Source organism: Methanolobus profundi, assembly GCF_900114835.1.
GTDB classification, from domain to species: Archaea; Halobacteriota; Methanosarcinia; order Methanosarcinales; family Methanosarcinaceae; genus Methanolobus; species Methanolobus profundi.
The window spans coordinates 754,876-780,519 of record NZ_FOUJ01000001.1 but is presented as its reverse complement, the minus strand read 5'-3'; the positions used below and the strand labels follow the sequence as shown (position 1 = coordinate 780,519).

Genomic DNA, 25,644 nt, shown 5'->3' with positions numbered 1-25,644 from the left:
TATTTGATCTTTTTAAAATGAGATTTATTATTAATAGTGTTAACATTAAAAATCAGGTCGCATAGCTAGGTTGTAGATAAATAATACATATATTCGAAATGATAACAACTTATCGGTATATACTTAAAAGACAATAACCCTCAACAAACATGACCCCGATCCCAAAGCTCATACTCCACTTCAATACTCAAGGGTGAAATGCAGACATAGATATGCATTGCGTTAAAGACAATGTCTGAGGGGATGATGGATGAAAATGGAATATCCACACTTCGCACCCTTGCGTTTTTCTGTTTTTAGCATGTTTGTTGAGTAAAGACTAGTAATTTAGAATACTATTTAAATATATCTATGAACTAATATATCATTATGATGATGAACAATATCAAGCGACATATAATCAGTAACAGGATAAAGAAAATATATTGAATTTACTTTTTTCTGTTTTGATTCAACAACGTAGTCGGAAATCTGCTTCTTAGATAACAATACTTATATGTTTGTATGACTATTGAGATAACTGACACCACAATAATAGAAACAAAAACAAAGTTGGTGTTAATTTGAGACCGACCTGAGACAAGGATCTAAGTTTTATTTTACAATGCTACTGTTAGAAGAATATTAACATTAATGCCATGCAGGAAAATAAGATACTGCTCAAAGGTATATCAGAGGGAACAACATGAAAAAAATAGAAGAGACAATGAGCATATACCAGATCTTAAGCGAACATCCCTATTTGATCAAGATATTCAAGCAGCATGGACTGGAAAAGTTTGAGAGAAAGGATGTTCTTGAACAACTTGGCCCTTTGCTAAAGTTAAAAACTGCTCTATCAATGGTATCGGTCAATAAGGGATCTTTTATTGAGCTTTTGGATCAGGCTATTCTGGACAATGAAGCAAAAGGAGAATTCACCCTTGCAGGATCACCGGAAAGACAAAAAGAGCTGACACTTCTGGCACTCTTACCCTGTGGTATGAAAATGCCCTTTAACCGCGCACTGAATGAATTCTCAAGCGAATACACAGAGCGTACAGGTAATGTGCTTCATTCACTCGTAGAAGGTAACGTCAACCACGAGATATCCTACTATGCCTACATGGATTCGGTCACATCAGAAGAAGAACTGCCGGACATAATCATCAGTTCTGACATAAACAGTTTCTACCACAAACCATTCCAAGAGAACTTCCTCAGTCATGAATATTTCACAGACATTGGTGCATCACCTATGAATTCTGATTTTGAAGCCATAGATTTCGCCGACCCACGTGGACAGTTCACTATGCTCTCCGGAAATCTTCTCGTCCTTGTCACAATAGATGAGCTAATGGAAGGTAAAGCCACACCGACTTCCTGGGGAGCTATATTAGAAGAGGAATTCAGGAACAAGGTAGTAATGAGAGGACAGAACGGTTTCTTCTGTAATGGCGTACTGCTTCCATTCTACCAGATGTATGGTATGGAAGGAATGAAGAAACTTGCTTCATCCATATATGCCGGATCACATCCCTCCGAGATGGTAAAAATGATCGACAGCAAGAAGGACGATGTCCCTCCAATGTATATCATGCCTCATTTCTTTGCCATGAAGATCAAGGATAGGTCAAGGGTAACTATCACTGTACCCACAGAAGGTGCAATTGTAAGCCCTGTCCAAATGCTGGTGAAAAAGGAAGCAACCGAGAGAGTGAAGGAAATAACTGATTTCCTCTGCGGAAAGAAGTTCGGTGAGATATCAGCTAAGGCATTCTTCCCGACAACACACCCCGAGGTCAAGAACAAGCTTGAAGATGTGGACTCACTCTACTGGCTTGGCTGGGATTTCCTGCTGAACACTGATATAGGAGCGCTCAAAAAAGAGATCGCAGAGGTGTTCAATAAGCAGTTCATGATAACCGGTGGTGTCGTTTGAGACTTGTTACGGTAGCAGGTCCTCCGTCATCAGGAAAAACCAGTATTATTATCAAAACCATCGAAGAGCTCAGACAAAAGGGCTTTGCGATAGGTGTGGTAAAGTTCGACTGCCTCTCAGCCCAGGATGAGGAACTCTATGCAGCTCATAACATACCGGTCAGGACCGGCCTATCCGGAGGTCTCTGTCCTGACCATTTCTTTGTAAGCAATATAGAAGAAGCCCTCAGATGGGCGGAAGAGCGGAAGTTCGATTTCCTGATAACTGAAAGTGCCGGGCTCTGCAATCGTTGCTCCCCACACATCAAGGATGTCCTTGCGATCTGTGTCATTGATAACCTGAGTGGTGTCAATACACCAAAGAAGATCGGACCTATGCTGAAACTTGCGGATATCGTTGTTATCACCAAGGGAGATATCGTGTCCCAGGCAGAGCGTGAGGTATTTGCATACAGGGTCAGACAGGTCAACCCCGGCGGGACGATAGTCCAGCTCAATGGGGTTACCGGACAGGGAGCATTCTACCTTGCAAAGCTGGTGGAAAAGACAACTTCAGTTGAGACACTCCAGGGAGCCGTACTCAGGTTTACCATGCCCGGAGCCCTGTGTTCATATTGTCTTGGGGAAAGGATGATCGGAGATGACAGGCAGATCGGCGTTTCAAAACTGGTGAATTTCAGAGGAGATGAGTGAATGCGGACAGATATGCTTCATAGAACTATAGATGAGCTCATGGAGATGATGCCGTGGATAGAGGATTATTTATCTTCATTTGCGATCGACCCTTCGCAGTTCGGGAGGACAAAACTGGAAAATCTGGGTTCAATACTTACTGAAGAGTATTTTGAAGAAAGAGGAAGTGACTATCAGACCTTTATTGACGGATTTTTTTTGTTCATTGAGCAGGTAAAAGTTCTTCAGGAGGGTAATGTTCTCACAGTTGGATCTCTGACCGTGCTCCCAGGACACAATAAGAATGGTGAGAAAGAAGAGTTTTCAGTTGAACTGAAGAAAGGTGAAGTGACAGCGATCGTTGGTCCCACCGGTTCAGGAAAATCACGCCTTCTGGCCGATATTGAATCTCTGGCCCAGGAGGACACACCAACCAAGCGCAGAATATTGATCAATGGTCGTGCTCCGGACGATGAGGAACGTTTCTCTACCGAAGGCCGTTTTATAGCTCAACTCTCCCAGAACATGAACTTTGTCATGGACCTTAGTGTAGAGGATTTCCTCACACTTCATGCAGAGAGCCGTATGGTTGATGAGATATCCCATATCGTCCAGAAGATATACGATACAGCGAACGTCCTTGCAGGTGAGTCTTTCAGCAGGGAAACCCCTGTCACACAACTTTCCGGAGGACAGTCAAGAGCCCTGATGATCGCTGACACAGCACTCCTAAGCCCTGCATCAGTGGTCCTGATAGATGAGATAGAGAATGCCGGAGTTGACAAGGTAAGATCACTGGAACTTCTGGTAAGTAATAACAAGATAGTCCTTATCAGCACCCACGACCCCCTACTCGCTCTCTCAGCAGACCAGCGGATCGTCATAAAGAACGGTGGTATCTCAAAGCTCATGAAGACCACAGATGACGAGAAAAAGCATCTGGAAAGCCTTGAGAAGATAGACAGGAAGATCACACAGCTCAGAGATCAGTTGAGAACTGGGAAGGAGATCGATATGAGCGATCTGTTGGCGTAGATCGATATTGTCCAGACAATGAAGTAAATTAAATAGCTCCAGATCATTCAGGGTCAACATGGCAAAAAAGAAGAAAGAAACAGACGAATTCGAATTACCCGAAGATCAAAAAAAAGCCATTGATGATTGGATCAGGGCAAATATCCTCCCACAAAGGACACAAGAGAAAACTTATGCCAGTTATGCGCTTAAACTTCTTTTCGAGGAATCACCAGATGGTTTCTTCATCACAAATCCACAGTTCAAAGAAGCAATGCTAAGATGTGGATTTTCACCCGTAAATAAGAACAAATTGAACTGGGACTTCCGTGTTTCCATAAGATCTACAGAGAAGAAATGATCGAAAATTGTGCATATGAAGGATATTGAAACAGCTTATCTCATATTCCATAATCAAGATAGCTTCCATTAATACAGAGTTATTGAAGACTACGAACAACTTTAACAGACCTAAGTACCCGGCGAAGCCGGCACAATACGAAAAGCTAGAGAAGAATAGCCATCTGATCTGAATTTCTCCTTAAATACCAGCATCCGATATTTTCTCCTTATGGATACTTCCATGAAGAGATAAAACCAGAATGTTCATAGTATTCTTCAAAACATCACTTACTTTAATTCCAGATCACTCATAATAGGATTCCAATATCTCCTCAAAATCATAAACAAAGACCATTCCAGAGTTATAATCAGGTTGTACGGTATACTCAGAACCTCTCTTTACTACCAATGCTATTACAAGATATTTTCCATCATCGGAGAACGTACATGATGAGAATGAGTCAACAAAATCAATATTTAGATGCCTGCTACTCACGATTTTTCTTTTTGACCCGATATCCCATACGATCAGTCTGGAATAGTCCATAGCCATAATATACTTTCCATCCCGTGAAAGTGCAGTACTATCAGGTGAAAGCTCCAATCCCTTCAAGCGATACAATTCCTCGTAAGAATTCCCATCCCAGACAATTACTTCACTACGATAAAGACTACCTGCTGCAAGAATCTCCCCATCATCTGAGAACTGGAGGTCAGCAACCGCCCTTTCCTTTATCGTCCTGACAATATCTCCATTTTTTAGATCAAAGACAAGTATTCTGTCAGGATTGATACTGTTATCAAAGCTTGCAACCAGATATTTTCCATCAGGTGTGAATGTGATCGAGGTTGCTTTGTAATTGTCACTTGTAATTGAATTCACGACTTTGCCAGTTTCAATATCCCATAATGTAATTGTGCAACTCTCGGGGTTTGCTGTCATTTCCGTACAGGCAGCATAGGTAGTTTCGTCCGGGGAAATGGCAGTATCCTCTATGAGAGTATCGTTTATCTCATGTCCTCTTAAATAATCACTGGCTACACCTTTGCTGTGAGTCATATAGTAGAGTGTCAAATGTGATGATGTTCTTCCTTTATAATACGGATAATCACTGTTGGAACCTACCAAATAATAGTTTCCTGGTGTAGAAAACTCAATGTCTACAAGGTTGTAATATGGTTCATGATCTTCTACCGTAGCGCTGGTCCCATCATTCTGTTTATGGTATCCAAATCGTTCATCGCGTCTCACTATATTCCAGAAGTTGACTGTGCCCAGTGTGCTGCTTACAACAAATTTCCCATCTGGGGAGATATCTATATTTTCCACGTCACTTCCTTCCACATAGGATGTTTTATAGGGCTCAAACTCGTCAAGTGACTTTGCTGGGGAGACAAGATCCCAGACATCTGTCATTACTCCTGGAACTATTGACATTAAGAGTAACAACGAAAGAGCTATTGTAAGGGGCTTTTTCTTTTCTGGCATGTTAAAACTCACTCATAATAGGATTCCAGTATTTCTTCAAAATCATAAACAAAGACCATTCCTGAGTTATAATCAGGCTGTCTAGTATACTCTGAACCCCTTTTTACTACCAATGCCATTACAAGATATTTTCCATCATCTGAGAACGTGCCTGATGAGAATGAGTCAACAAAATCAATATTTCGATGTCTGCTACTCACGATCTTTCTTTTCGATTCGGTATCCCATACGATCAGTCTGGAATAGTCCATAGCCATGATATACTTTCCATCTCTCGAAAGTGCAGTGCTGTCAGGCGAAAGTTCCAATCCTCTCAAACGATACATTTCCTCGTAAGAATTCCCATCCCAGACTATTACCTCACTACGATAGATGCTGCCTGCTGCAAGGATATTTCCATCATCAGAGAAATGGAGGTCAGTAACCGCTCTTTCTTCCATCGTCCTGACAACATCTCCATTTTCCAGAGCAAAAACAACTATTCTGTCAGGATTAATGTTGTTGTCAAAACTTGCAACCAGATATTTTCCATCAGGTGTGAATGTGATCGAGGTTGCTTTGTAATTGTCACTTGTAATTGAATTCGCAACTTCGCCAGTTTCAATATCCCATAATGTAATTGTGCAACTCTCAGGGTTTGTTGTCATTTCCGTGCAGGCTGCATAGGTAGTTTCGTCCGGGGAAATGGCAGTGTCCTCTATGAGAGTATCGTTTATCTGGTGGGTTCTGAAAGTTCTGCTGGCAACACCTATGCTATGTGTCATGTTGTAGAGTGTCAGATGTGATGCTTCCATTCCTCCATAATGTGGATGATCACTATTGGAGCCTACTAAATAATAGTTTCCAGGTTTAGAAAATTCAATATCTACAAGGTTGTAATATGGCTCACGTTGTTTCACAGTAGCACCGCTTTCATCATTCATAACATGATAACCATAGAGTAAGTCGAGATCCGCTGCATCCCATAAGTTAACCATTCCAAGTGTGCTGCTTACAACAAATTTGCCATCAGGCGAAATATCTACATTTTCCACACCACTTCCAGTTACGAGTGATGTCTTAAAAGGTTCAAACTCGTCAAGTGATTTTGCAGGAGAGATGACATCCCAGACGTCTGTCATTACTCCTGGAACTATGGACATTAAGAGTAACAACGAAAGAGCTATTGTAAGGGGCTTTTTCTTTTCTGGCATGGTGATAAGCTCGCATCAATATTAAATACTTACAGATGTAAGACATGCCACTTGATAAATATTATGTTTGAAAAAAAATAAATAGTTTATATTTCACTAGCTTTAAAATGTTACCAGATATGAACTTTAAGAGGTTTTCCGGGAAAACTGGCACGTGGTAAAAACAAACTCCTTCTCGAAACTATATAGAAAAATACTATTGCTCTCATCTATCAGATAGATATATGTGCAACTTCTTTTCATACTATATTTGTTCAGATCTATTTGAAATGCTTTCACTAAAAAAGGAAATGGAACATGGATACTAACAACAACGGAGGATGCTGTTCATCTGACACTGAAGTGAACACAGGTCAGTTCATCCAGATGATAGGACTGGATAAAAACAGCCCTGCACCGGAAATTCAGGAAACAACAAGTGATCTCACCTTCAATGACAGGTTCGACCATTTCCTTGCACGATGGGGATTTAGACGTTCAGAACACATAGTCCAACCTGGCATCTATAAATTAGGAACGCCTGATGCAGATTCTCCTGTCTTTGTATCAGCTAATTACACCCTCAGTTTTGATGCACTTCGCAGTTCACTTGCAGGTATCGACTGTTACATCCTTGTTATAGATACAAAAGGTATAAACGTCTGGTGTGCTGCCGGAAAAGGGACATTTGGAACTGATGAGATAGTATATCGTATCAAATGGTCAGGACTTTCTAAGATCGTGAACCATCGTAAACTCATTCTGCCACAGCTCGGTGCACCGGGAGTATCTGCACATGAGATCAGTAAAAGGTCAGGATTTAAAGTCGAATACGGACCTGTACGTGCCAGTGACCTTCCTGAGTATCTCAAAACCCATACTGCCACACCTGAAATGAGAAAGGTGAAGTTCACATTCAAGGACAGGCTGGTACTGACACCAATAGAATTTGTCCACGTGGTTAAACCAACGATCATCGCTGCGATCTTGCTCTACATGTTATCAGGTCCTCTTGCAGCGCTCATCGCAGTCATCGCCGCAGTTGCAGGAACGGTACTTTTCCCGGTCCTGCTTCCTTTCCTGCCTGCCCATGATCTCAGTATCAAAGGGATCATCCTTGGCTGGCTGGTAACGATACCTTTCGGAATTGTACTTGCAGCTGACCCCTCCATAGTACTCTGGGAGAAGATACTTACATTGATGGCAATGTTCCTTCTAATTCCTGCAGTGACAGGATTCCTTGCACTGAACTTCACAGGTTGTACTACCTATACATCCAGGACCGGGGTCAAGAAAGAGATATTCAAATATGTACCGTACATAGCACTAAAAGCAGGTACCGGAATAATCTGCCTTATTGTCCTTGGAGCAAGCCGTTTAATGGAGATTATCTGATGTTCAATTCATACAATGAGAATACCCTTCAATTCCATCCTGAAAAATGCATCAACTGCCTTATATGTACTCAGGTATGCCCACATGGAGTCTTCACTGAAGGAAAAGGTCATGTAGAGCTCACAAGTCCTGAAAAGTGTATGGAATGCGGAGCTTGTGCCGGAAATTGTCCTGTAGAGGCCATCGAGGTACAGAGTGGTGTTGGCTGTGCCTGGGCAATGATAAATGCAGCACTCAAGGGCAAAGATATGGACAGTGATGCATGCTGCTGTGGTGATGATGGCTGTTGCTAAAGAGTATATAAAGCAACCGGGAATATCAGAACAGATTCGTGAGCAATGGAACCAGCATCATGCACAATGCTTTTATACAAATAATCCATATTAGGGTTTGCTTTAAAATAGGATTGTTTTGCTAAACGTATGGCATTAAATGGCATTTACTTAAATTGTAGATTACTATTTTGCATTATGTTTTCAGCTTACTCGGATATTTTAGGCTATATTTAAAAAAGGACGTGAATCTATATGTTCAACAGAGAAGAATCAACAGCGCCAGTAGATGCCGGCGAGACATACGAAGTAACAATTGAAGATATCGCAAGAGAAGGCGACGGAATTGCAAGAGTAAGCGGTTTCGTGATCTTTGTCCCAGGAACATCCGTAGGCGACGAAGTAACCATCAAGGTAACAAAAGTTCTGAGAAAGTTCGCATTTGGCGAAGTTGCAGAATAATTACTTCACTCTTTCAACAGAAGTATCCAACAGATACTTCAACCTTTTTTCATTCTAAAATTTTCATTCTACTAACAACTATTCTTTATCGATATATCTTTTCAATATCTGTATCTATGACCTTCGGTCAGGGATGATGACAACTGGAGAACAGAGCCTGAATAAGATAAGCCCAATTAGGAAATTCTAAATAAAATTATTAATGACAACAGAATAGTAATTTTAGAAAAGATGAATAGAATTCATCTCATCTTACTTAAGGAAGCCCTTTCTTTCCAGCCAGTTGACCTGTGGACGGGTGTACTTCCATATAACATCGGCCTTTTCATCCTGGATCTCCCAGGGAGTAGCAATAACAATGTCACCTTCACGTACCCACATTCTCTTCTTCTTGGAACCTGGGATACGACCCATGCGGACTACACCGTCCATGCACTGTAATCTTACCCTGTTAGCTCCAAGCAAGCTGGAAACTGTTGCCAGAACTTCACCATTTTCTTTTCTGGGTGTCCTTACTCTGACGACCTCGCCATCAGGGCTTCCACCACTTGCATTACTCTTTCGTTTCTTACTTCTATAATTAGCCAGATTAATACCTCAGCGTTGTAAAGTTTTTATTCCTGCTTTATTCAAGAAAAAGGACATTAATAGGTGCTGTTGCTGATCGGTCATCACAACACTAGAACATCCTATTCAGATAAAACAAGATCATACCATGTTAAATTACTGAAAAATCAAGTTTTACAGCATCTGCATGGGCATTGATCCTAATCTATATGATAGGCTCAAAGTATATAATATGTATCGTATGTTTTCGGGAAATAGCGGATAGATCCGACATATTTCCCGAAAATTACTCAAAATAGTATCATTACTTGTTATCAGAGAGCATTATCTTGACAAGACCTGCAGCAACATCCATTGATGTGCAATCCTCATCAAGCATCTTCTCAACCCAGTGGATGTACTTTCCAAGGTGTCCATCATCGATGGTTTCCTTTACCTTCTTGGAAAGCATATTAGCCTTGAAGTCCTCAGCATCACTTCTGGTTGGTATCTTACGACATGTGATCTTTGTCTTGGTGTACTTCTGGATGCTCTTGATCTTGTAGATCTCTTTTGGAGTAACAAAGGTAAATGCTATTCCCTGCCTTCCTGCACGTCCGGTCCTTCCGATCCTGTGAACGTATGATTCCTCATCCTGTGGCATATCGAAATTGAATACAACTTCAATGTTCTCCACATCGATACCACGAGCTGCTACATCAGTAGCTACAAGTGTCTCGATCTCTCCTTTCCTGAAACTTGCCATTACCTTCTCTCTCTGGTTCTGTTTCATGTCGCCATGAAGACCATCTGCAAGGTAACCCCTTGTCTTAAGGGTAGCAACAAGCTCATCCACCATCTTCTTTGTATTACAGAATACAAGGGATGACTTCACATCATGGATATCGATCATCCTGCAAAGAACATCAGGCTTCATATGGAATTTGACCTCGAAATAAGCCTGTTCCATATTTGGAACTGTGACTACCTTATGAATGGTCTTAACAAGTTCCGGATTTTGCTGATACCTCTTTGTAAGCTTCATTATTGGCTTTGGCATTGTAGCAGAGAAGAGAATGGTCTGCCTTTGTTCCGGGACACTGCTAAGGATACTTTCGATATCCTCTCTGAATCCCATATCCAGCATCTCATCAGCCTCATCGAGAACGACCATTTCGAGACTGTCCAGTTTCAGTGTTTTACGTTCAATGTGATCGAGCACTCTTCCAGGAGTTCCAATAACTATCTGAACACCCCTTCTGAGAGCCTTTATCTGCCTTTCAATACTCTGACCGCCATAGACAGGCAGAATATTAGCTCCTGTGTACTTACCAAGTTTGCCCATCTCATCTGCAACCTGGTTAGCAAGTTCTCTTGTAGGACAAAGCACAAGCACCTGGGTCTTCTTGCTCCTTGCATTGATCATTTCAAGAGCTGGTATACCAAATGCTGCAGTTTTGCCTGTACCCGTTTGGGCCTGTCCGATAACATCCCTGCCTTCAAGAATAAAAGGGATGGCCTTGGACTGAATAGGGGTAGGTTCCTCAAAACCAAGATCCACTATTGCTTTTTCTATATTACTTGATAATTGAAGGTCTTCGAAAGTTGATGATTCCATATTAATAGTTCCTGTGATTATGTGGCCCTGAATTTAAAACATAGGATGAAATAACATCATCAATATCTGTTTCCAATTTGGCCCTGTTTAAGGATAAATGTTCCAAATTGTTTTGGTAAAACAAAACAAAAAAGAGCAGTGCTATAGTAATGACAACAATGAAGTTAAGCCTGTCGGTGATAACTTGAACCAAACATCATTTCCGAGCAATTGAACCCGATATCTTCACTATCTTTCTGCACAAGCACTAATATTCAATAATATCAACGAACTGTATAGAAACCTTTAAGACCTCCAGCGGATCAAATGTGTAAAACATTGATCAAATAACAGTTATCTTTCTTTGCTGATCCCAATGCAGGTATCAAATATCTGCATTATCCCGAAATGACCCATGACTCGGGAATGCACTGGTCGATCAAATGCTAATTTATATATAAAAGTAGAACAGTGGATCAATGGGGAATATAGTGTAATTCAATTTATAGTACAGATATGAACCCCTCAAGCTGTATAATTATCAAACAACATGGGAGAACAATATTATGTCAGAGTGGGTAGTTGCAATGAAAGAAGAGGACTTGAAGGAAGAAAAGATCAAGGTCATTAAAGCAGAGAACAAACAGATAGCTATTATCAAAAAAGCTAATGAGATCTTTGCACTTCTGAACGAATGTCCTCATGAGGGATGTCCTCTAAAGAACGGGACACTTGAAGAGTATACACTCAAATGTGCATGCCATAACTGGGGATTTGACATTCGAACCGGAGAGAATGTAGATACCGGTGAATACATAGACATAGATGACCCAAAGGTAGACACCTTCGAGACAAGGGTCGAAGGTGGAAACATCGAGATACTTGTATGAGAGCCTAAGATCATAGGTCAATTGCACCTTTGTAGCCTCATTTTTTTATGAGAATAGTTATAGCTATGCAATATCACACATAAATATAACCATATTTTTATATTAGCACTGCTTAAAGACATTTATACTCTATAGATGCACTAAGCAGCTACTGCTTTGCATACCTATAAGACTTAGAGGTGGACAATTGGTTGGATATTTTAAAAATTCAAAAGCATTATCTCCTGTTATAGGAACTATCATGATGGTAGCCGTAGCTGTTATCTTTGCAGCAGTTATAATTTCAGCTATCGGACCAGACCCATTAAGAAGTGCTCCGCAGGCGGACATCAGAGCAGTTACTGATAATATAGGCTCAGATACCGTCATCGAACTCATACATCAAGGAGGTGAGGAGCTAGCACTCACCGAAGCAAGAACAAAGATACTTGTTTCCGGAAATTCAAGCATCGATGGTGTTGTATCCTTTTCAAAACTGGCCACTGAAGCTGACAGGAAATTTGTCACAGGAGATTCACTCTACCTGTATATGGCAGGTGGCAAAGTATGCATCGGTAACAATACTCTTCCAGATGCGGACCACATTGATATCGCACAGAGTGGTGAAACACTGGACATCAATATCCTCGATGTCAACAGCCAGCAGATGATAGCCGATATCAGCGCCAGGTTCTAGACAACGAACATATGGTTCATTTATCTGTGTTCTTCTGCATTACGAAGAACACATAACCATACTCATCAGGATGCTTCCTGAATATTGCTATTTCCTTTCTTGTGAACTCAATAATAGACTCACCTTCACTGTTGCCTTTGAGATTCCTCCCTATTGAATCAAGCCTTTTCTCCAAAGGAAGATAAAAATCATTTTCCCATTCAGAAGCATGTAGCCTGAACCTGTCAATAACATTATACCCTGCTGCCCTTATGACCTTTTCAGTATCAGGGATGCTCTTTATATCAGGATAACAGAGATCCCAGAAATGCACTACTTCATCCGAGGGGGAATCGGTAAACCATGCAGCCTCGGTCAGTGCCATATAACCATCATTCTTAAGGAACTGCTTCCAGTATTCAAGTCCCTTTTCGAACCCAATGACAAAAATGGACCCCTCTGCCCAGATAATATCAAATTCTTCCTGGTCAAAATGCAGATCATCCATGGATGTACAGACCGTAGTGATCCTATCTGCAACGCCTTTCTTAGTTGCATTTTCCATAAGAACATCAAGATATGGCTGATAGATATCAACAGCAATGATATTGCATGTCCTGCATAGTTCTGCAAGGTGAATTGTCTGCATCCCCACACCACAGCCGATATCCAGTATCCTGGCACCCGGAGGAACAGAAGGTATCAGCCTGAAAGCTCTTTCCGTACTTTCATTGCTACCTGGCCCCTGCCTTGGTAAACCTTCAAATATCTCAAATATCGCTGAACCTTCCATAAACAAGCCATTCCAGACAAGAATAAAACACTTTCGAGCAATCAAAAATAAATTACAACTAATAGCTACATAGCTCCCGATAATAACTACGGATCGATCTGAAGCTTAAGAAATTCCTTAATAAGTTAACTGATATTGGTATGAGATAGCTACCAGAAAGATGGCAAAGATACAAATGACCTGGAACGAATTAATTGTTGGGTGGTCCTTTATGAAAAGAACGATAATGATAACTCTTCTGATACTTACTATCCTCAGTGCAGGATGCACAGAAGAACAAAACACTAATACAGATATTCCTGATGATGTGGTGATCACTCACCTCAGATACGGTGCGTTCACATTACCTGAAATGGCAGTAAGTGAATTGGTTGTTAATTCCACATCAGTGAACCTCAGTTACTATAACTATGCAGGGAACCTGACAGCAAGATACACAAGACCTATCGATGAGACAGCAAGGAACGAACTTATTGCACTCTTTGAAGAAAATGCCTTTATGGAAATGGACGAGCTCTATGAACCCGAAGATGGGCAACCAATGGTCGCTGACACAGGGATAGTTGAGATAGCCATTACCCGCGATGGAACAACAAAGACCGTAAAGGTAGATCCGTATGCACAGTTCTACATGCCTGATGAACTTGCAGAGATAGATGAAGCATTGCTGGAACTACGCACCTATGCCATGACGATCCCTGAGGATAAAGCTAAAGAGATAGCTGAGGAATGGATCAGTAATTCACCAACATACAGTTTCGATGGTTCTGACATAGAATTACAGGAATACCAGTTCAATGAAGATAACCCCAATGAACAAACACTGACATATTCGTTCATCAGCACACATGGCGGTTTTGGTAACAGGTCTGACCAGATGGTAACCGAAGTCCTTACAGACCATATTATAGTGATCGATCTGTACAAAGGTGAGGTCCTTTCAGCAATAATAGATGAAGAGTGGGATGAAATGACCCAGAGAATGCTGGACGAGATAATCGAGATGCAGTCATGGGAAATGGATTGTGATAGTACACCCTGGCATTACTGGTATGCAGAAGGAGATGTAAGATTCCTTAAAGAACCTACAGAAGAAGAGTTGGTGACCACATACTTCAGTACAGTATATGAAATAGAGATAACTGAATTCAGTTCTGTAGAACTGGAAGATGGGAAATGCCAGTATACCCTGAAAATAGAACAGCGTGATTCAGGGATGCTGGAAGAAATGGGATGGCAGGAGATATGACATCCCTGCCACTTTTTATCCTTTTTTATTGCTTTTTTACTTGAACTTATCAAGATAGAACTTGAAGAAATTCTCAACGGTCACAGTTGTCACATCAGTACCGATATTGCCAGCATTGTCCATTACAGTGAGCGTTACTGTGTACACACCTGCTGTACTATATGTATGGAAAGGCTCTGGACCAATAGCAGTGCTGCCATCTCCAAGATCCCAGGTGTATGACATTATTGTTCCATCAGGATCATAGGAACCTGTGCTTGAGAATTTGAACTTCTTTCCGGCCCTCACCACATAGGGACCATTGGTATAGGCAACTGGTGGAAGGTCAGAAGGAAATACGTCGATGGTCAGAACCTTAGTGTCGTTAAGATATCCATCTGTTACTGTGACCTCCAGAGAGTGTTGTCCCACCTGAGTGGTATCGGGAGTCCACAGAAGAGTCCCCGTTGAAGTATCAAATGATGCACCATCTGGAAGTGAAGTTGCGGAGAAAGAAAGTACATCGTCATCAGCATCATTTGCCTGCAATGTCAGATCAAGCGTCTTGTTCTCGGTTGCCTGCACTATACCTGTTTCAGCCAGTACAGGTGTTGAATCTATAAGGATCACGGCATCTTTCGCAGTATAACTTACCGGATTGGAAGAAGCATCACTTAAGATGATACCATCAAGATCAAAGGTCTGATAACCAATATCATCTCCGGCGATCATGGTCAGAACTGCAACATTCCCTGACTCTGAGACTGACCTGTTATCGAGGATAGCAGAATATATGGTTCCTGTACTTGTACTGCTCTGTGTATCACTTTTTAGTTCAAAGACCGTGGATGAACCATAAATAGAGAAGATATCTCCTTCTGAGATACCGGTCACCGAAATACCAGGGTCAGTGTATCCCATATCGAACTGTACACCTGAGACAGGAACTGCAGGATAAAGATCAACAGCCACAGTAAAAGTGCTTCCGGGCTCTACCTGGTAAGAAGATGGGACCACTGTTATCTCGCTTACATCAAGCTGTTCCGAACTTGTGTTCCCGGCTAAGACCAGAACAGCAATTAAAGTTATGAAAGTGAAAATGAAGAATAAATTAGATCGTTTTTTAATATTCATAAAGGCACCATGACTGAAGATGCTTGTATATGCATATCATAGTAATGAGTATGGAACCGGAGAATATGTACATAAGATCAGGAAATGTGTACATAAAATGGAACTTACTAATAGAAGCCAGTAAGTGAACTATTTAAGATCATAAAAGATGAAAAAATATCTTTTCAGATAATAATCAAGAACAGAAAATGCAGAAGAATGAAGATTTCAAAGGCTTTACAGGGGAAGTGTGTGTGCACATGCCATAAAAATGAAGGTTGTGGAGTTGGAGGTAGAATTGATGGCGTTGTGACCCCGTTTTTTTCTGTAAAGCCTATGAATTTTATTGTGGAGTTAATTTTGAATTGATAATTGTGATGTGAATAAATAAAGGAAAGAAGTTTTCGTAAAGAAAACTTCTTAATACTACATTTAGAGAGCGTAGTTCTCTGGCTTGAATACTGGGACTTCCTTTGAGAAGCGCTCCATGCATTCGCTCATGAATGTTTCGGATTCTGAGGTGATTGCGTCGAGTTCTGCGGTTGCCTTTGCGAGTGCACCGAGTTCGAACTTTGTCATCTCAAGACCGTCTGCGTTGTTGAGTGTGTCACAGCATGCTATTGCAGCGTTCTTTGCACGGAGGAAGATGTCTTCTCCGTCCTTAACGATTGCTTCACCGACTGCGTATGCGTTGTCGTATGCAAGTACATAGGACTGTGGGTCTCTGAATCTGTCGGAAGCCATGAGGAGGTCTCTGAGGATCTTCTCGTTTCCTGACTTAAGAGCTGTGTTCATAAGAGCACAGTCGTAGTTGAGGGACTCTGACCAGCACTGTACTGTTGTACCACCAAATTCACCGTGGTATTCAACAGACTCGTTTGACCAAAGGTCACAGCACTGCATGATAAGGTTACCCATTACATCAGAGTGTGCACAGGTTGAAGTCTTACCTTCAAAGGACATTGGCATACCGGAGATTGCCTTTACGATGATGTTCTCGTATCCACAGTCCTTTCCTGGACCTACTGCGCCAGCTTCGTATGCTGCGAGTGATCTTGGAGCGGAGATTGCTCTTGCGAGGATCGCAAGTGTGTGTGCAAGGTTCTTGTCGAGGAGACCACCTGCAATGAACATTGCGGTGTTTGCCTGTGCACAGTCGGTGTCACCAGCGGAGACAACGCCCTTCTTCTGTGCTACGCTTGAGATCTCCTGCCAGAGGTAGTCCATGTCCATGGTACCAAGACAGCCGATTGCGTAGAGCATACCTGGAACATCGTTCCTGAGTACTGCGTAGTCGAAGATTTCCTTTCCACCCATTGATTCGATGGAGAGAAGGTCTGCGCCGCTTTCTGCGATCTGTTCGAAGGACTCCATGACCACTGCCATCTTGTCGCCTCTGAGCTGCATGAACTCTTTGTGCTCTCTGATGTCACCAGGGGTGTGTCTCAGTGCACATTTGATTCCATATTCTTCATGGTACTCTTCCATGATGGTCTTCTGTGCGTGTGCTACAGCTGCTCCCCATGATGGGTTGTTGGTCATCTGCTGTACGTGTTCTGTCTCAAGTACTACGGATGGGAAACCTACCTGGACCATTCTAGCCATGATATCTTTTGTGATTCTCTGGTACTCGTTTACGAGCTTCTCCATAGACTCACCAGCTTCTGGCCTTGGTGCGTAGTTTACTTCTGCAGTTGTGTATCCTGCTCCGATCTCGAGGTCAAGACCTGCTTTCACAGGTAATTTTGCGTTACCGAAGACCATCTCATCTGCTTCGGAGTATGCCATTGATGTAAATCTTTTAATTGCCATTTGTGATCACCTTAGTGGTTGTGGAATTTTGCTCTCAGTGCTGCAATGTCTGCGCCTGCAAGGATAGCGTCAGCCATCTTTGGTGCGTCTGCTGCTTCTTCTCCGTATACACCGAGTGAGTAGGTTGATACGAAGTCCTGGTTTACTGCTCCGCCACCACATGCGAATGGCATTGTGATTCCGCTCTCGACGAGAAGGTCGTTGACTTCCTTGAATGCGTACATGGTTGTTGTCATGAGTGCAGTTCCGGTCATCATGAGTGGCTCGTGCTCTTTTACAGCTGCGAGTGCTTCTGCTGATGGTACATCTCTTCCGAGGTCGATAACTTCATAGCCGTTTGCCCTGAGGAGAGCTGCTACGATTGACTTACCGATGTCGTGTACGTCACCTTCTGCGACCATACAGACGACCTTGCCCTTCTGGACTGGGGTCTCTGTGGACTGGCTCTTACAGAACTCGATACCGTCGAGCATTGCATCTGCGGACATCATTACGTTTGGAAGGAAGATTACACCCTGGTCGTAAAGGTCGGTTACTACCTTCATACCTACCATAAGTGCATCGTCGATGAGTGCGATCGGGTCCTTGCCTGCTGCGATTGCTGCTTCGAGACCTTCTATTACATCATCTTCTTCACCCTCAAAGATCGCTTCTGCGATTGGCTTGTATAACTCCTCTTTTGGATAGAGTTCTGCTGCCGCCTCTTCAGGGGTCATTGATTTTTCCATCTTAACGTTGTATCTGATAAGGATACCTTCTTTGTCTACTATTAACATTCTATACCTCCTTCAATTTTGGATAGGTTAGCTAGTTGAGCTTGGGTCAAGCTCAATCCAATCTACACAAAAAGGTTCTTTTGAACCTCAAAATATCCACTTTTTTCATGATATATAAATGTTATCTTGATAAGATACACATATAAAAAGATATCGATTTAGATTTAATTAAAACATTATAATAATAACAAACTATATGCTTAATAGATAGTGTTTTTAAATTAACTGTGCATTTGTGTAATGCAGCAGCTACAAAATATAGGCAAATCTTATTATATAATGAATAAAAAGAATATGAGAAATACACCTATAAAAATAGATGTACACTTAGAAATAGATATTATAAATAACAATACAAAATATCATAAAAAACACTCCTATTGATATCGAAAATAATAATAATCAAATTAATGATTAAGAGTTACTGAAAAAATAACCATAATCTTTAAATATAACCATATTCCGGATTTTAGGATTGACAATTAGTAAATTCATAGAGTAATAACTAAAATCATGATATAGGTACGTATTATGAATAAAAATGAAAATGTAAGTAAATATAATATTGTAGTTATAAATAAATCAAAAACACAAGAACAGAATTCTCAAAAAAAGCCATGATCTGACCAAAAGAGATATATTATACCAATTCTCTGCTGACGCATATCGTTATTGGTTCGCCGTCCAGTTGCCCCGCGGAACAACGCATCTCAACAGGTAACACCTCATGAGAAGAAGATTCGAAAGGTATGGTGCAGACATGTGCCCTGCCCTCCAGTATTTCCTTTATCTCGGCGGCCGCCTCAATGAGCATCTTCTGAGGATATAGATTGATAAGGTTCATACCCATCAGATCATTTTCCAGGTAACCAAGCCTGCTACATGAATATGGATTAGCATAAAGTATGCAACCATCGCTGTCCAGCATAAAGACCATCTCTTCCATTGAACTAAAGATCACCTGCAGGTTCCTGATATTCTTCTGGACATCCGCCTGTTCACGCATACGGCCGATGACCGGACCTATCTGGGAAGCTATAGCCTCAAGGGAATCCCTTACTTCGAAAGGAACAGCATAAGCGCTATGGGATGATAACATCAATATAGCTACAAGTTCCATGCCATATCTAATAGGAATAAGCGCAGTAGCTTCAAGACCTTCAAAACTTAGCTTTTCACCCGGGACCATGGAAGTAAGCTCATAGTATCGTGTGTACAGCGGATATTCTGTTTTTAGAAGACGGGCATTGATGGACTTGCCACCATAATACCTTGCACTTTTAATAAAATCAGAGGAAAGCCCGGAATGAGCTACTATGTTCATATCCCCACTAACCCCATCTACAAGATAGAGTGCACCGCAATCAAGATCATCCATCTGGGTAGTGAATTCCACAAGCTGGGAGAACATATCGCCAACATCACCCAGCGGACTAAAGAGCATACCCATATCCGAGCCGATCTGCATGAAACTCTTCACGTTCTTACGTTCGGTGATATCAACAATGATACCCTGGATATATTGCACATTACCCTCGGGGTCACGCTTTATGACAGACCTCTCGTCTACCCACCTGACCTCACCTGCCTTTGTGAGTATACGATACTCAAAGGATAGATTATCCTCACCTGAGAATATATCATACTCCATAGTGAGCCTTTCAACATCAGATGGATGGATGATATCACCATAAAGGACCTTACCGGACATGAGCGCATCAGCCTCATAACCGAACTGAGATATGTTCTCAGAAACGAACTCCACCCTCCAGTCCTCTTCCGGTTTCCAGAAGAAGACGACCGCAGGACTGCTCTTGATAACTGTTTCCAGGACCTTTTGTACTTCGATCAGCTCAAGCAGTTCTTTTTCCTTTTGCTTCTGATCAGTGATGTCCCTTATGATCGCCATTATTGCAGGTCTGCCCTCATGATCGATTATAGATGAGTTGATCCCGGTAGGAGTGTTAGGTCCATCTTTAGATAGCAGCTCGATCTCATATTTAAGGGAAGCCTTCCTGTTCTTTTCAAGGCTGTTCCTGAATTTGGTCAATACCATACGTTTATACTCAAGTGGAAGGAAATCCTCGAATGGCCTGTGAATTACCTCTGCCTTTGAAAATCCAGTGATCTCGCAGAACATCATATTGGCAAATACCAGCATTCCATCCTGCACTACGATTATACCATCATTGCCTTCTTCAACAAGTGTGGAATATTTCTTTTCCGAAGCTTTGAGCTCTGCTTCAGCCTGCTTCCTTTCGGAGATATCCCTGACAGCCATCATAACAGAGGGCTTTTCCTCGTGCAGAATGAAAGAAAGACTCATTTCAGCAGGGAACACTTCCCCATCCTTTTTCAGGAACTCGATCTCATCATTCCTGCGGATACTGTGCCCGTCCCTGAGAACCTTCTTTACGCGTTTTCCAACCATACGCCGGTAGTCTACAGGCACATGATCGAGGAATTCCTTTTCAAAGAGTTCCTCTCTGGAGTAACCTGTCAGCTCGGAGAATTTAGAATTTATGAATTTGAATACATCATCCTGTAATATGATTATACCATCATTACCCTTTTCGACAAGTGTAGAATACTTCTCTTCGGATGCTTTGAGCTCTGCTTCAGCTTTCTTTCTCTCAGATATATCCCTGACAGTCATCATAACAGAGGGCTGGTGCTCATAAAGCAGGTATGAAAGACTGATCTCAGCAGAAAATGTGCTCCCGTCCTCTTTCAGGAACTCTACCTCATCATTTCTTTTGATAGCCTGCTTATTCTTCAAGACCTTCTTCAGCCTCTTGGATATCATCCTGTAGTACTCAAAAGGAACAGTTGCGAACAGCTCAGTTCCAATAAGATCACCAACTCCAAAACCTGTCATCTGAGAGAATTTCGAGTTTGTAAAGCTCAGTTTCCCATCCTGAACGATAAGTATACCATCATTTCCTTTCTCCACAAGGGTGGAATACTTCTCTTCTGAGGCCCGGAGGTCAGCTTCGGCCTTTTTCCCGGATGTTATATCCTCAATTAAAAGAAGTATACGTTTCTCAGAATCTATCCCGATATCAAGATGCCTGGCTGTAAGACGCATTGTCCTGACGCCAAGACCTTCTATATCGCAATTAACTTCCAGATGCTCGAAGAAATAATCCTCTTCAAGTCCCTGTTCCAGAAATGAGGTCAATTCTTCCTTATTATCTTTGTTGAAGCTTAAGAAGTACTTTCCTTCCGTATTCTCAGGGGTCAGCCTGAAGAGCTCATAGAAATATTCGTTCGCAGAAAATACATGGAACGTGCTGTCAAGTATAAGAAGAGGGTTCTGTATGCTGTCAACTATATTCTTGCAATAGATCTTTTCAGCATCTGAGCCTGCATCATTATCAAAACTTCCTTTTATGGAAAGGATCCCATGAAAAAGCGTGCCATCATCCTGTTGGACTTTGAATGTCCTTTCTATAACATCACATACCCCGCCATCAACAGAACTTATCCTGTATTCTGCCTTGAAGAAAGTAACAGCTTCCTGGTCGCAGAACTCTGAGAATTTTCCTTGCAGCTCATTGACATCTGACGGATGTATGATATCTGAAAAACTAGCTTTTCCTGAGATAAGATCATCAGAGCTGTATCCCAAAAGTGATATATTATCTGAAACTGAAAGTACCGATCCCCTGTCATCACCCCTCCAGAGGAAAGAGAATTCTGCTACTTCATCTGAAGATCCTGCGCCCCCCATACAGGATGCGGTTCCTTTTTCTACCTGATCTTCAGAATTTATGATATGAACCCCCTTATTATGGTAAATGTGCCCTTACGACATCACAGATGATATCAAATTAGCAATATTCATTAGTTTAATATTAGTAACTATTAGTTATCTTGTCGAAAACCAATCTCTTACATTCTTTTTTATCTGACAAAAAAGGAGATATTAAATACATGAAAGGTTCAACAATTATTTGGCTCTCATCTGAATATTGTACTTCCTTCAATCCAATCTACACAAAGAGGGATCCGTGTTTGGATGTGAGCCACCTGACCTTTCTGTCCTTTTCTATTAGCAACTTAATGTACGTGGAACTTCTCTCTTAGTTCGTCAATGCCTCTATTTTGAACTATCATATCCGCTATCTTTGGAACTACTGCAGCGTCCTCACAATATATACCCAGTTCATAGTTCATAACGAAATCCTGGGTCACTGCACCGCCACCACATACGAACGGGATCCTGATACCATTCTCAAGGAGACGGTTGTTTACTTCCATAAAGGAATACATAGTTGTCGTCATAAGAGAAGTACCTGTCAGCATGATAGGCCTGTACTTGAGCACTGCCTGGATCACCTCATCAGTAGGCACATCGCTACCAAGATCTATGACCTCGTAACCATTGGACTTCAGGAGGACGGTCAATATCTTCTTACCAATATCATGGATATCACCTTCCACAACATAGGATACGACGGTTCCCTTACATTCATGGGTCTTTCCTGATATCTGTTTACAATATTCGATCCCATCGGTCATTGCATGTGATGCGATGATAACATCCGGAAGGAACAATACACCATCATCATATAGTTGTGAGACGATGTTCATCCCTTTCATCAGGGCATCATCGATAAGGGTTATAGGATCTTTCCCGGCACTTACTGCTTCTTTAAGAGCGATGATAACTTCATCCTCATCTCCTTCAAAGACTGCTTCTACGATATTTCGCAGTAGTATGTCCGAAGGGAAAAGTTCTCTTGCTATCTCGTCAGGAGTTAATTCTCCTTCGAGTTTGACATTGTATCTGACAAGGATACCTGTCGGATCTATATCCAGCATTGAGCCTCCGTTTTAGATTTTCGTTTTTCCATAAAGTGTGTACATGCCTGAATACAGGCAATTGTCTTTAATAATGAATAAATGAAGTATATACAAATTACTAATGGATAGTATTAACAGTAAGTCTGATATGTAAAGGTAACGTTTAAAAAAAGAATAGTCTAAGTTAGACAGAATATTATATATTCCAAAAAAACAGCACCCATCAATGCATCCCTATTATAAGTATATTTTTGAAATGTCGAAAAATGGCATAAGGAAGCCTTAGATGCCATTATTACACCACGGTCATTTTGCATCCTTATTATCTTCCCATATACCGAAGACATTTCCTTCCGTATCAACACATATAGCAAGATAACCCCAACCCGGTACAGCCATCTTGTTCATGGTCTGTCCACCGGCATCCTTTATCTTATCTATATATTCATCCACTGAAGGGACACCAATATATCCGGTGATCCTTTGACCGGGATCCCCGCGAAGACCCATTCCGCCCCTTACACCTTCCTCACCATTAATACCTTCAGTCTCGTAGAGATAATAGTCCATGTCAGGGAACGGCTTTTCGAACTTCCATCCAAAAAGACCAGCGTAGAATTCCTTTGCACGTTCAACATTATCGGTAGGTACATCCATATGTATAAAAGTCGCCATTTATTAACCCCATAATAGTTCTACAGGGCAAATATTAATAATTTGGCATTTGAACAAACCAAATACTTTATAGCTTACTTTGCCATTTCCCACCTGATGAACCCGGGATCCAAAAAACCCTACATTGAACTTGTAACCGGATCCATTCTCTTTGGGCTTTTAGGTGTTTTTATCGATCAGCTGAAAGATGTACCTACAGGGCCAACGATATTCTACAAGCAACTCTTTGGAGTGCTCGCTTTACTTGTGTTCATGATACTGACCGGTAAATTGTCCCAGATAATACCCAGAAAAAAGAAACGCTATCTATTATTACTTGGATTTATCAACACAACAACCCTGTTCACATATTTCATGTGTATAAAGTATACCAGTTTCTCGGTTGCCATACTGATGCTCTACACAGCACCCATGTATGTAACACTGCTATCACCACTAATACTGAAAGAGAAGATTACAGCTAAAGGGATAGTTGCGCTCATACTATCATTAATAGGACTTGTGTTCATTGTCGATATCAGCGATCTGATAGGGGGATTCTCATCCGGCAACGGATACATCATTGGAATTACTGCCGGGATACTCTCTGGTTTCTCCTTTGGCAGCGAAATCGTGACAATACGCTACATAAAAGATGATTACTCCAGCGTTGCCCAGTTGTTCTGGTATACTCTCATAGGCGTTATCCTGCTCCTACCCTTCGCCACAAAGGTGGCAGCCCCGGTACTCAGCGATAATATGACCTTGCTGGTAGTATTCGGCATTATCAATACAGCCATGGCAGCATTGCTATACGTTAGTGGCATATCGCAGATAGAGGCTCAGAAAGGCAGTATCCTGGCTTTAATAGAGCCTGTCAGCGGCATTTTCTTCGACGTTACCATACTGCACACACCTTTACTTGCAGATACACTAACAGGGTGCATCTTCATCCTTCTTGGAGCATACATTGCAGTTATGGAAAAAAGTCCGAAGATATTTGGTAAATACTTCAGGATACAGGTATGATAACTCTGTTCTTAAAGTAATGTAGAAGGAAGTAGTTTTATATATATATTTCAACATATTTTGAAGTAACCGGTGCTGACCCTAATTAACAGTTACCGGGTTAACAGTGTTAACTATAGATAATATAAGTGGAGAAAATAAAATGAGGATGCTTGAAGAGTTCTTCCCCGAATTTACTGAAAAACTTGATGAAATAGACAAGATGTATGCTGAGAAAAGACCAGTAGATGAGAAAACATACCAGTTCCTGTGCTTTGCACTATCTATCAAGGCAAGATCAAAACCATGCGTCCTTAAACATTTCAAAGGTGCACTTGAGGCAGGAGCAACAGTAAAAGAGCTTTCATACATACTTGCACTCACCATGAGAGAAGCAGCAGGGGCAGATGACTGCTGGACCCATGATGTCATAGGAGAATGGCAGGAGATCCTGAAAGGAAATGTCTCGTGCAGTTGCTGCGGTGACGAAGAATAAGGATACAACGAACAGTGGCGTGTGCTTTACAGGTACATTCCATTTTCATCTTTTCATTTTCAGCAACATGCGAATAGAACTGCTGAAAACACACTGTTTTTAACCTTTGACGCAAACTTTTAAAACAATTCACATTCAATGATTCCTACTGAATATATTACAGGCCCTAGGCCAAAGGAACGATAAAGGGAGATAATACATGCCATCAGAAGTAAAAGTCAACTCAGCCATATGCGGTTTCAACCATAAGATAACCGGACAGCTCGAAGGAAAGACCGTGATCACTGACATCGAAACAGATTGCAGTAAGGTCGCTAAGATAGCACACATGGAGATTCCAAAGAAACAGACCCTGAACATTAAAGAGAACTATGTCATGGACCAGGCAAAAGACACCTGCTGTGTGACATGCATCGTGCCTGCCGGTGTTCTGCATGTCTGCAAGATGGAGTTAGGTATGCTTTCCAAGACACTTGCAAAGCAGTCAGAAAGAGTGAGCATCGAATTCAATGATGAATGATAGGGATAA

The 25,644-nt window shown here is 41.5% G+C and carries 24 protein-coding genes; 13 read left to right on the top strand and 11 right to left on the bottom strand.

Annotated elements, in window-relative coordinates:
* The first annotated feature begins 685 nt into the window (after positions 1–685).
* Genes BM008_RS03625 through BM008_RS03610 form a run of 4 tightly spaced genes read left to right on the top strand, consistent with a single transcriptional unit; the run spans position 686 to position 3,967 of the window.
* Positions 686–1,921, top strand: a complete 1,236-nt coding sequence (locus BM008_RS03625; RefSeq protein ID WP_091933290.1) for an ABC transporter substrate-binding protein — start codon at positions 686–688, stop codon at positions 1,919–1,921.
* A complete protein-coding gene (locus tag BM008_RS03620) occupies positions 1,918–2,613 on the top strand; it encodes a GTP-binding protein (RefSeq protein ID WP_091933287.1) in 696 nt (231 codons plus the stop codon). The genes BM008_RS03625 and BM008_RS03620 overlap by 4 nt, the downstream gene beginning before the upstream one ends.
* The gene (locus BM008_RS03615) at positions 2,614–3,627 is read left to right on the top strand and encodes an ATP-binding cassette domain-containing protein (RefSeq protein ID WP_091933285.1); all 1,014 of its coding nucleotides are present in this window, start codon (positions 2,614–2,616) and stop codon (positions 3,625–3,627) included.
* Positions 3,628–3,685: 58 nt separating this feature from the next.
* The gene (locus BM008_RS03610; protein WP_091933284.1) at positions 3,686–3,967 is read left to right on the top strand and encodes a hypothetical protein; all 282 of its coding nucleotides are present in this window, start codon (positions 3,686–3,688) and stop codon (positions 3,965–3,967) included.
* A 285-nt stretch (positions 3,968–4,252) separates the two neighbouring features.
* On the opposite strand, the gene BM008_RS03605 is transcribed toward BM008_RS03610, so the two are convergent.
* Both BM008_RS03605 and BM008_RS03600 read right to left on the bottom strand, forming a co-directional pair.
* A complete protein-coding gene (locus tag BM008_RS03605) occupies positions 4,253–5,437 on the bottom strand; it encodes a WD40 repeat domain-containing protein (protein WP_143072264.1) in 1,185 nt (394 codons plus the stop codon).
* Positions 5,438–5,445: 8 nt separating this feature from the next.
* Positions 5,446–6,630 carry a WD40 repeat domain-containing protein gene (locus BM008_RS03600; RefSeq protein ID WP_143072263.1) on the bottom strand — a complete coding sequence of 395 codons (1,185 nt, stop codon included), beginning with the start codon at positions 6,628–6,630 and terminating at the stop codon, positions 5,446–5,448.
* Between the two features lie 297 nt (positions 6,631–6,927).
* Here BM008_RS03600 and hgcA point away from each other — a divergent pair, with 297 nt between their 5' ends.
* From hgcA to BM008_RS03585, 3 genes are all read left to right on the top strand, one after another.
* Positions 6,928–8,004, top strand: a complete 1,077-nt coding sequence (hgcA, locus tag BM008_RS03595; protein ID WP_245747851.1) for a mercury methylation corrinoid protein HgcA — start codon at positions 6,928–6,930, stop codon at positions 8,002–8,004.
* Positions 8,004–8,297: a mercury methylation ferredoxin HgcB gene (gene hgcB, locus BM008_RS03590; protein WP_091933276.1), complete on the top strand. Its 294-nt coding sequence runs from the start codon at positions 8,004–8,006 to the stop codon at positions 8,295–8,297. Before hgcA ends, hgcB begins: the two co-directional genes overlap by 1 nt.
* Positions 8,298–8,531: 234 nt before the next feature.
* Entirely contained in the window at positions 8,532–8,738 is a 207-nt protein-coding gene (locus tag BM008_RS03585) for a TRAM domain-containing RNA chaperone (protein ID WP_091933273.1), read from the top strand.
* A 252-nt stretch (positions 8,739–8,990) separates the two neighbouring features.
* Here the strand turns inward: BM008_RS03585 and eif1A are convergent, their stop codons facing one another.
* Positions 8,991–9,326, bottom strand: a complete 336-nt coding sequence (gene eif1A, locus BM008_RS03580) for a translation initiation factor eIF-1A (protein ID WP_091933271.1) — start codon at positions 9,324–9,326, stop codon at positions 8,991–8,993.
* 283 nt (positions 9,327–9,609) lie between these two features.
* Complete coding sequence (locus tag BM008_RS03575; RefSeq protein WP_091933269.1) at positions 9,610–10,902, bottom strand: DEAD/DEAH box helicase; 1,293 nt, start codon at positions 10,900–10,902, stop codon at positions 9,610–9,612.
* 545 nt (positions 10,903–11,447) lie between these two features.
* Between BM008_RS03575 and BM008_RS03570 the strand changes: the two genes are divergently transcribed.
* The gene (locus BM008_RS03570; protein WP_091933266.1) at positions 11,448–11,771 is read left to right on the top strand and encodes a Rieske (2Fe-2S) protein; all 324 of its coding nucleotides are present in this window, start codon (positions 11,448–11,450) and stop codon (positions 11,769–11,771) included.
* Between the two features lie 187 nt (positions 11,772–11,958).
* On the top strand, positions 11,959–12,447 hold the full coding sequence (locus tag BM008_RS03565) for a type IV pilin domain-containing protein (RefSeq protein ID WP_091933263.1): 489 nt from the start codon (positions 11,959–11,961) through the stop codon (positions 12,445–12,447).
* A 16-nt stretch (positions 12,448–12,463) separates the two neighbouring features.
* Here BM008_RS03565 and BM008_RS03560 read toward each other — a convergent pair whose 3' ends face one another.
* Positions 12,464–13,219 carry an SAM-dependent methyltransferase gene (locus tag BM008_RS03560; RefSeq protein WP_091933260.1) on the bottom strand — a complete coding sequence of 252 codons (756 nt, stop codon included), beginning with the start codon at positions 13,217–13,219 and terminating at the stop codon, positions 12,464–12,466.
* A 211-nt stretch (positions 13,220–13,430) separates the two neighbouring features.
* On the opposite strand from BM008_RS03560, the gene BM008_RS03555 reads away from it, so the two are divergent.
* Positions 13,431–14,468, top strand: a complete 1,038-nt coding sequence (locus tag BM008_RS03555) for a hypothetical protein (RefSeq protein ID WP_091933257.1) — start codon at positions 13,431–13,433, stop codon at positions 14,466–14,468.
* 36 nt (positions 14,469–14,504) lie between these two features.
* Here the strand turns inward: BM008_RS03555 and BM008_RS03550 are convergent, their stop codons facing one another.
* The 6 genes from BM008_RS03550 to BM008_RS03525 all read right to left on the bottom strand — a co-directional run bounded on the left by BM008_RS03550 (position 14,505) and on the right by BM008_RS03525 (position 23,632).
* Positions 14,505–15,581 carry a PKD domain-containing protein gene (locus BM008_RS03550; RefSeq protein WP_091933255.1) on the bottom strand — a complete coding sequence of 359 codons (1,077 nt, stop codon included), beginning with the start codon at positions 15,579–15,581 and terminating at the stop codon, positions 14,505–14,507.
* Between the two features lie 411 nt (positions 15,582–15,992).
* Entirely contained in the window at positions 15,993–17,372 is a 1,380-nt protein-coding gene (gene mtaB, locus BM008_RS03545; protein WP_091933252.1) for a methanol--corrinoid protein co-methyltransferase MtaB, read from the bottom strand.
* 11 nt (positions 17,373–17,383) lie between these two features.
* Positions 17,384–18,148 carry a methanol--corrinoid protein MtaC gene (gene mtaC / locus BM008_RS03540; RefSeq protein WP_091933249.1) on the bottom strand — a complete coding sequence of 255 codons (765 nt, stop codon included), beginning with the start codon at positions 18,146–18,148 and terminating at the stop codon, positions 17,384–17,386.
* A 640-nt stretch (positions 18,149–18,788) separates the two neighbouring features.
* Entirely contained in the window at positions 18,789–21,881 is a 3,093-nt protein-coding gene (locus BM008_RS03535; RefSeq protein ID WP_091933247.1) for a PAS domain S-box protein, read from the bottom strand.
* Between the two features lie 329 nt (positions 21,882–22,210).
* On the bottom strand, positions 22,211–22,975 hold the full coding sequence (gene mtaC, locus BM008_RS03530) for a methanol--corrinoid protein MtaC (protein WP_091933244.1): 765 nt from the start codon (positions 22,973–22,975) through the stop codon (positions 22,211–22,213).
* Between the two features lie 288 nt (positions 22,976–23,263).
* Positions 23,264–23,632, bottom strand: coding sequence for a VOC family protein (locus BM008_RS03525; RefSeq protein ID WP_091933242.1), 369 nt, complete (start codon positions 23,630–23,632; stop codon positions 23,264–23,266).
* A 96-nt stretch (positions 23,633–23,728) separates the two neighbouring features.
* Between BM008_RS03525 and BM008_RS03520 the strand changes: the two genes are divergently transcribed.
* The 3 genes from BM008_RS03520 (at position 23,729) to BM008_RS03510 (ending at position 25,635) form a co-directional block, all read left to right on the top strand.
* The gene (locus BM008_RS03520) at positions 23,729–24,640 is read left to right on the top strand and encodes a DMT family transporter (RefSeq protein WP_143072262.1); all 912 of its coding nucleotides are present in this window, start codon (positions 23,729–23,731) and stop codon (positions 24,638–24,640) included.
* Between the two features lie 142 nt (positions 24,641–24,782).
* Positions 24,783–25,115 (top strand): carboxymuconolactone decarboxylase family protein, encoded by a 333-nt coding sequence (locus BM008_RS03515; RefSeq protein ID WP_091933237.1) that lies wholly within the window; start codon positions 24,783–24,785, stop codon positions 25,113–25,115.
* Positions 25,116–25,314: 199 nt separating this feature from the next.
* Positions 25,315–25,635 (top strand): DUF6951 family protein, encoded by a 321-nt coding sequence (locus BM008_RS03510; protein ID WP_091933235.1) that lies wholly within the window; start codon positions 25,315–25,317, stop codon positions 25,633–25,635.
* The last annotated feature ends 9 nt before the right edge of the window (positions 25,636–25,644 follow it).

Bases quoted from the DNA above. Each gene is read 5' to 3' on its own strand.
- BM008_RS03625 (WP_091933290.1), top strand. From the start codon at position 686: ATGAAAAAAATAGAAGAGACAATGAGCATATACCAGATCTTAAGCGAA.
- BM008_RS03615 (WP_091933285.1), top strand. From the start codon at position 2,614: ATGCGGACAGATATGCTTCATAGAACTATAGATGAGCTCATGGAGATG.
- BM008_RS03610 (WP_091933284.1), top strand. From the start codon at position 3,686: ATGGCAAAAAAGAAGAAAGAAACAGACGAATTCGAATTACCCGAAGAT.
- BM008_RS03605 (WP_143072264.1), bottom strand. From the start codon at position 5,437: ATGCCAGAAAAGAAAAAGCCCCTTACAATAGCTCTTTCGTTGTTACTC.
- BM008_RS03600 (WP_143072263.1), bottom strand. From the start codon at position 6,630: ATGCCAGAAAAGAAAAAGCCCCTTACAATAGCTCTTTCGTTGTTACTC.
- hgcA (WP_245747851.1), top strand. From the start codon at position 6,928: ATGGATACTAACAACAACGGAGGATGCTGTTCATCTGACACTGAAGTG.
- hgcB (WP_091933276.1), top strand. From the start codon at position 8,004: ATGTTCAATTCATACAATGAGAATACCCTTCAATTCCATCCTGAAAAA.
- BM008_RS03585 (WP_091933273.1), top strand. From the start codon at position 8,532: ATGTTCAACAGAGAAGAATCAACAGCGCCAGTAGATGCCGGCGAGACA.
- BM008_RS03575 (WP_091933269.1), bottom strand. From the start codon at position 10,902: ATGGAATCATCAACTTTCGAAGACCTTCAATTATCAAGTAATATAGAA.
- BM008_RS03570 (WP_091933266.1), top strand. From the start codon at position 11,448: ATGTCAGAGTGGGTAGTTGCAATGAAAGAAGAGGACTTGAAGGAAGAA.
- BM008_RS03560 (WP_091933260.1), bottom strand. From the start codon at position 13,219: ATGGAAGGTTCAGCGATATTTGAGATATTTGAAGGTTTACCAAGGCAG.
- BM008_RS03555 (WP_091933257.1), top strand. From the start codon at position 13,431: ATGAAAAGAACGATAATGATAACTCTTCTGATACTTACTATCCTCAGT.
- BM008_RS03550 (WP_091933255.1), bottom strand. From the start codon at position 15,581: ATGAATATTAAAAAACGATCTAATTTATTCTTCATTTTCACTTTCATA.
- mtaB (WP_091933252.1), bottom strand. From the start codon at position 17,372: ATGGCAATTAAAAGATTTACATCAATGGCATACTCCGAAGCAGATGAG.
- mtaC (WP_091933249.1), bottom strand. From the start codon at position 18,148: ATGTTAATAGTAGACAAAGAAGGTATCCTTATCAGATACAACGTTAAG.
- BM008_RS03535 (WP_091933247.1), bottom strand. From the start codon at position 21,881: ATGGGGGGCGCAGGATCTTCAGATGAAGTAGCAGAATTCTCTTTCCTC.
- mtaC (WP_091933244.1), bottom strand. From the start codon at position 22,975: ATGCTGGATATAGATCCGACAGGTATCCTTGTCAGATACAATGTCAAA.
- BM008_RS03525 (WP_091933242.1), bottom strand. From the start codon at position 23,632: ATGGCGACTTTTATACATATGGATGTACCTACCGATAATGTTGAACGT.
- BM008_RS03520 (WP_143072262.1), top strand. From the start codon at position 23,729: ATGAACCCGGGATCCAAAAAACCCTACATTGAACTTGTAACCGGATCC.
- BM008_RS03515 (WP_091933237.1), top strand. From the start codon at position 24,783: ATGAGGATGCTTGAAGAGTTCTTCCCCGAATTTACTGAAAAACTTGAT.
- BM008_RS03510 (WP_091933235.1), top strand. From the start codon at position 25,315: ATGCCATCAGAAGTAAAAGTCAACTCAGCCATATGCGGTTTCAACCAT.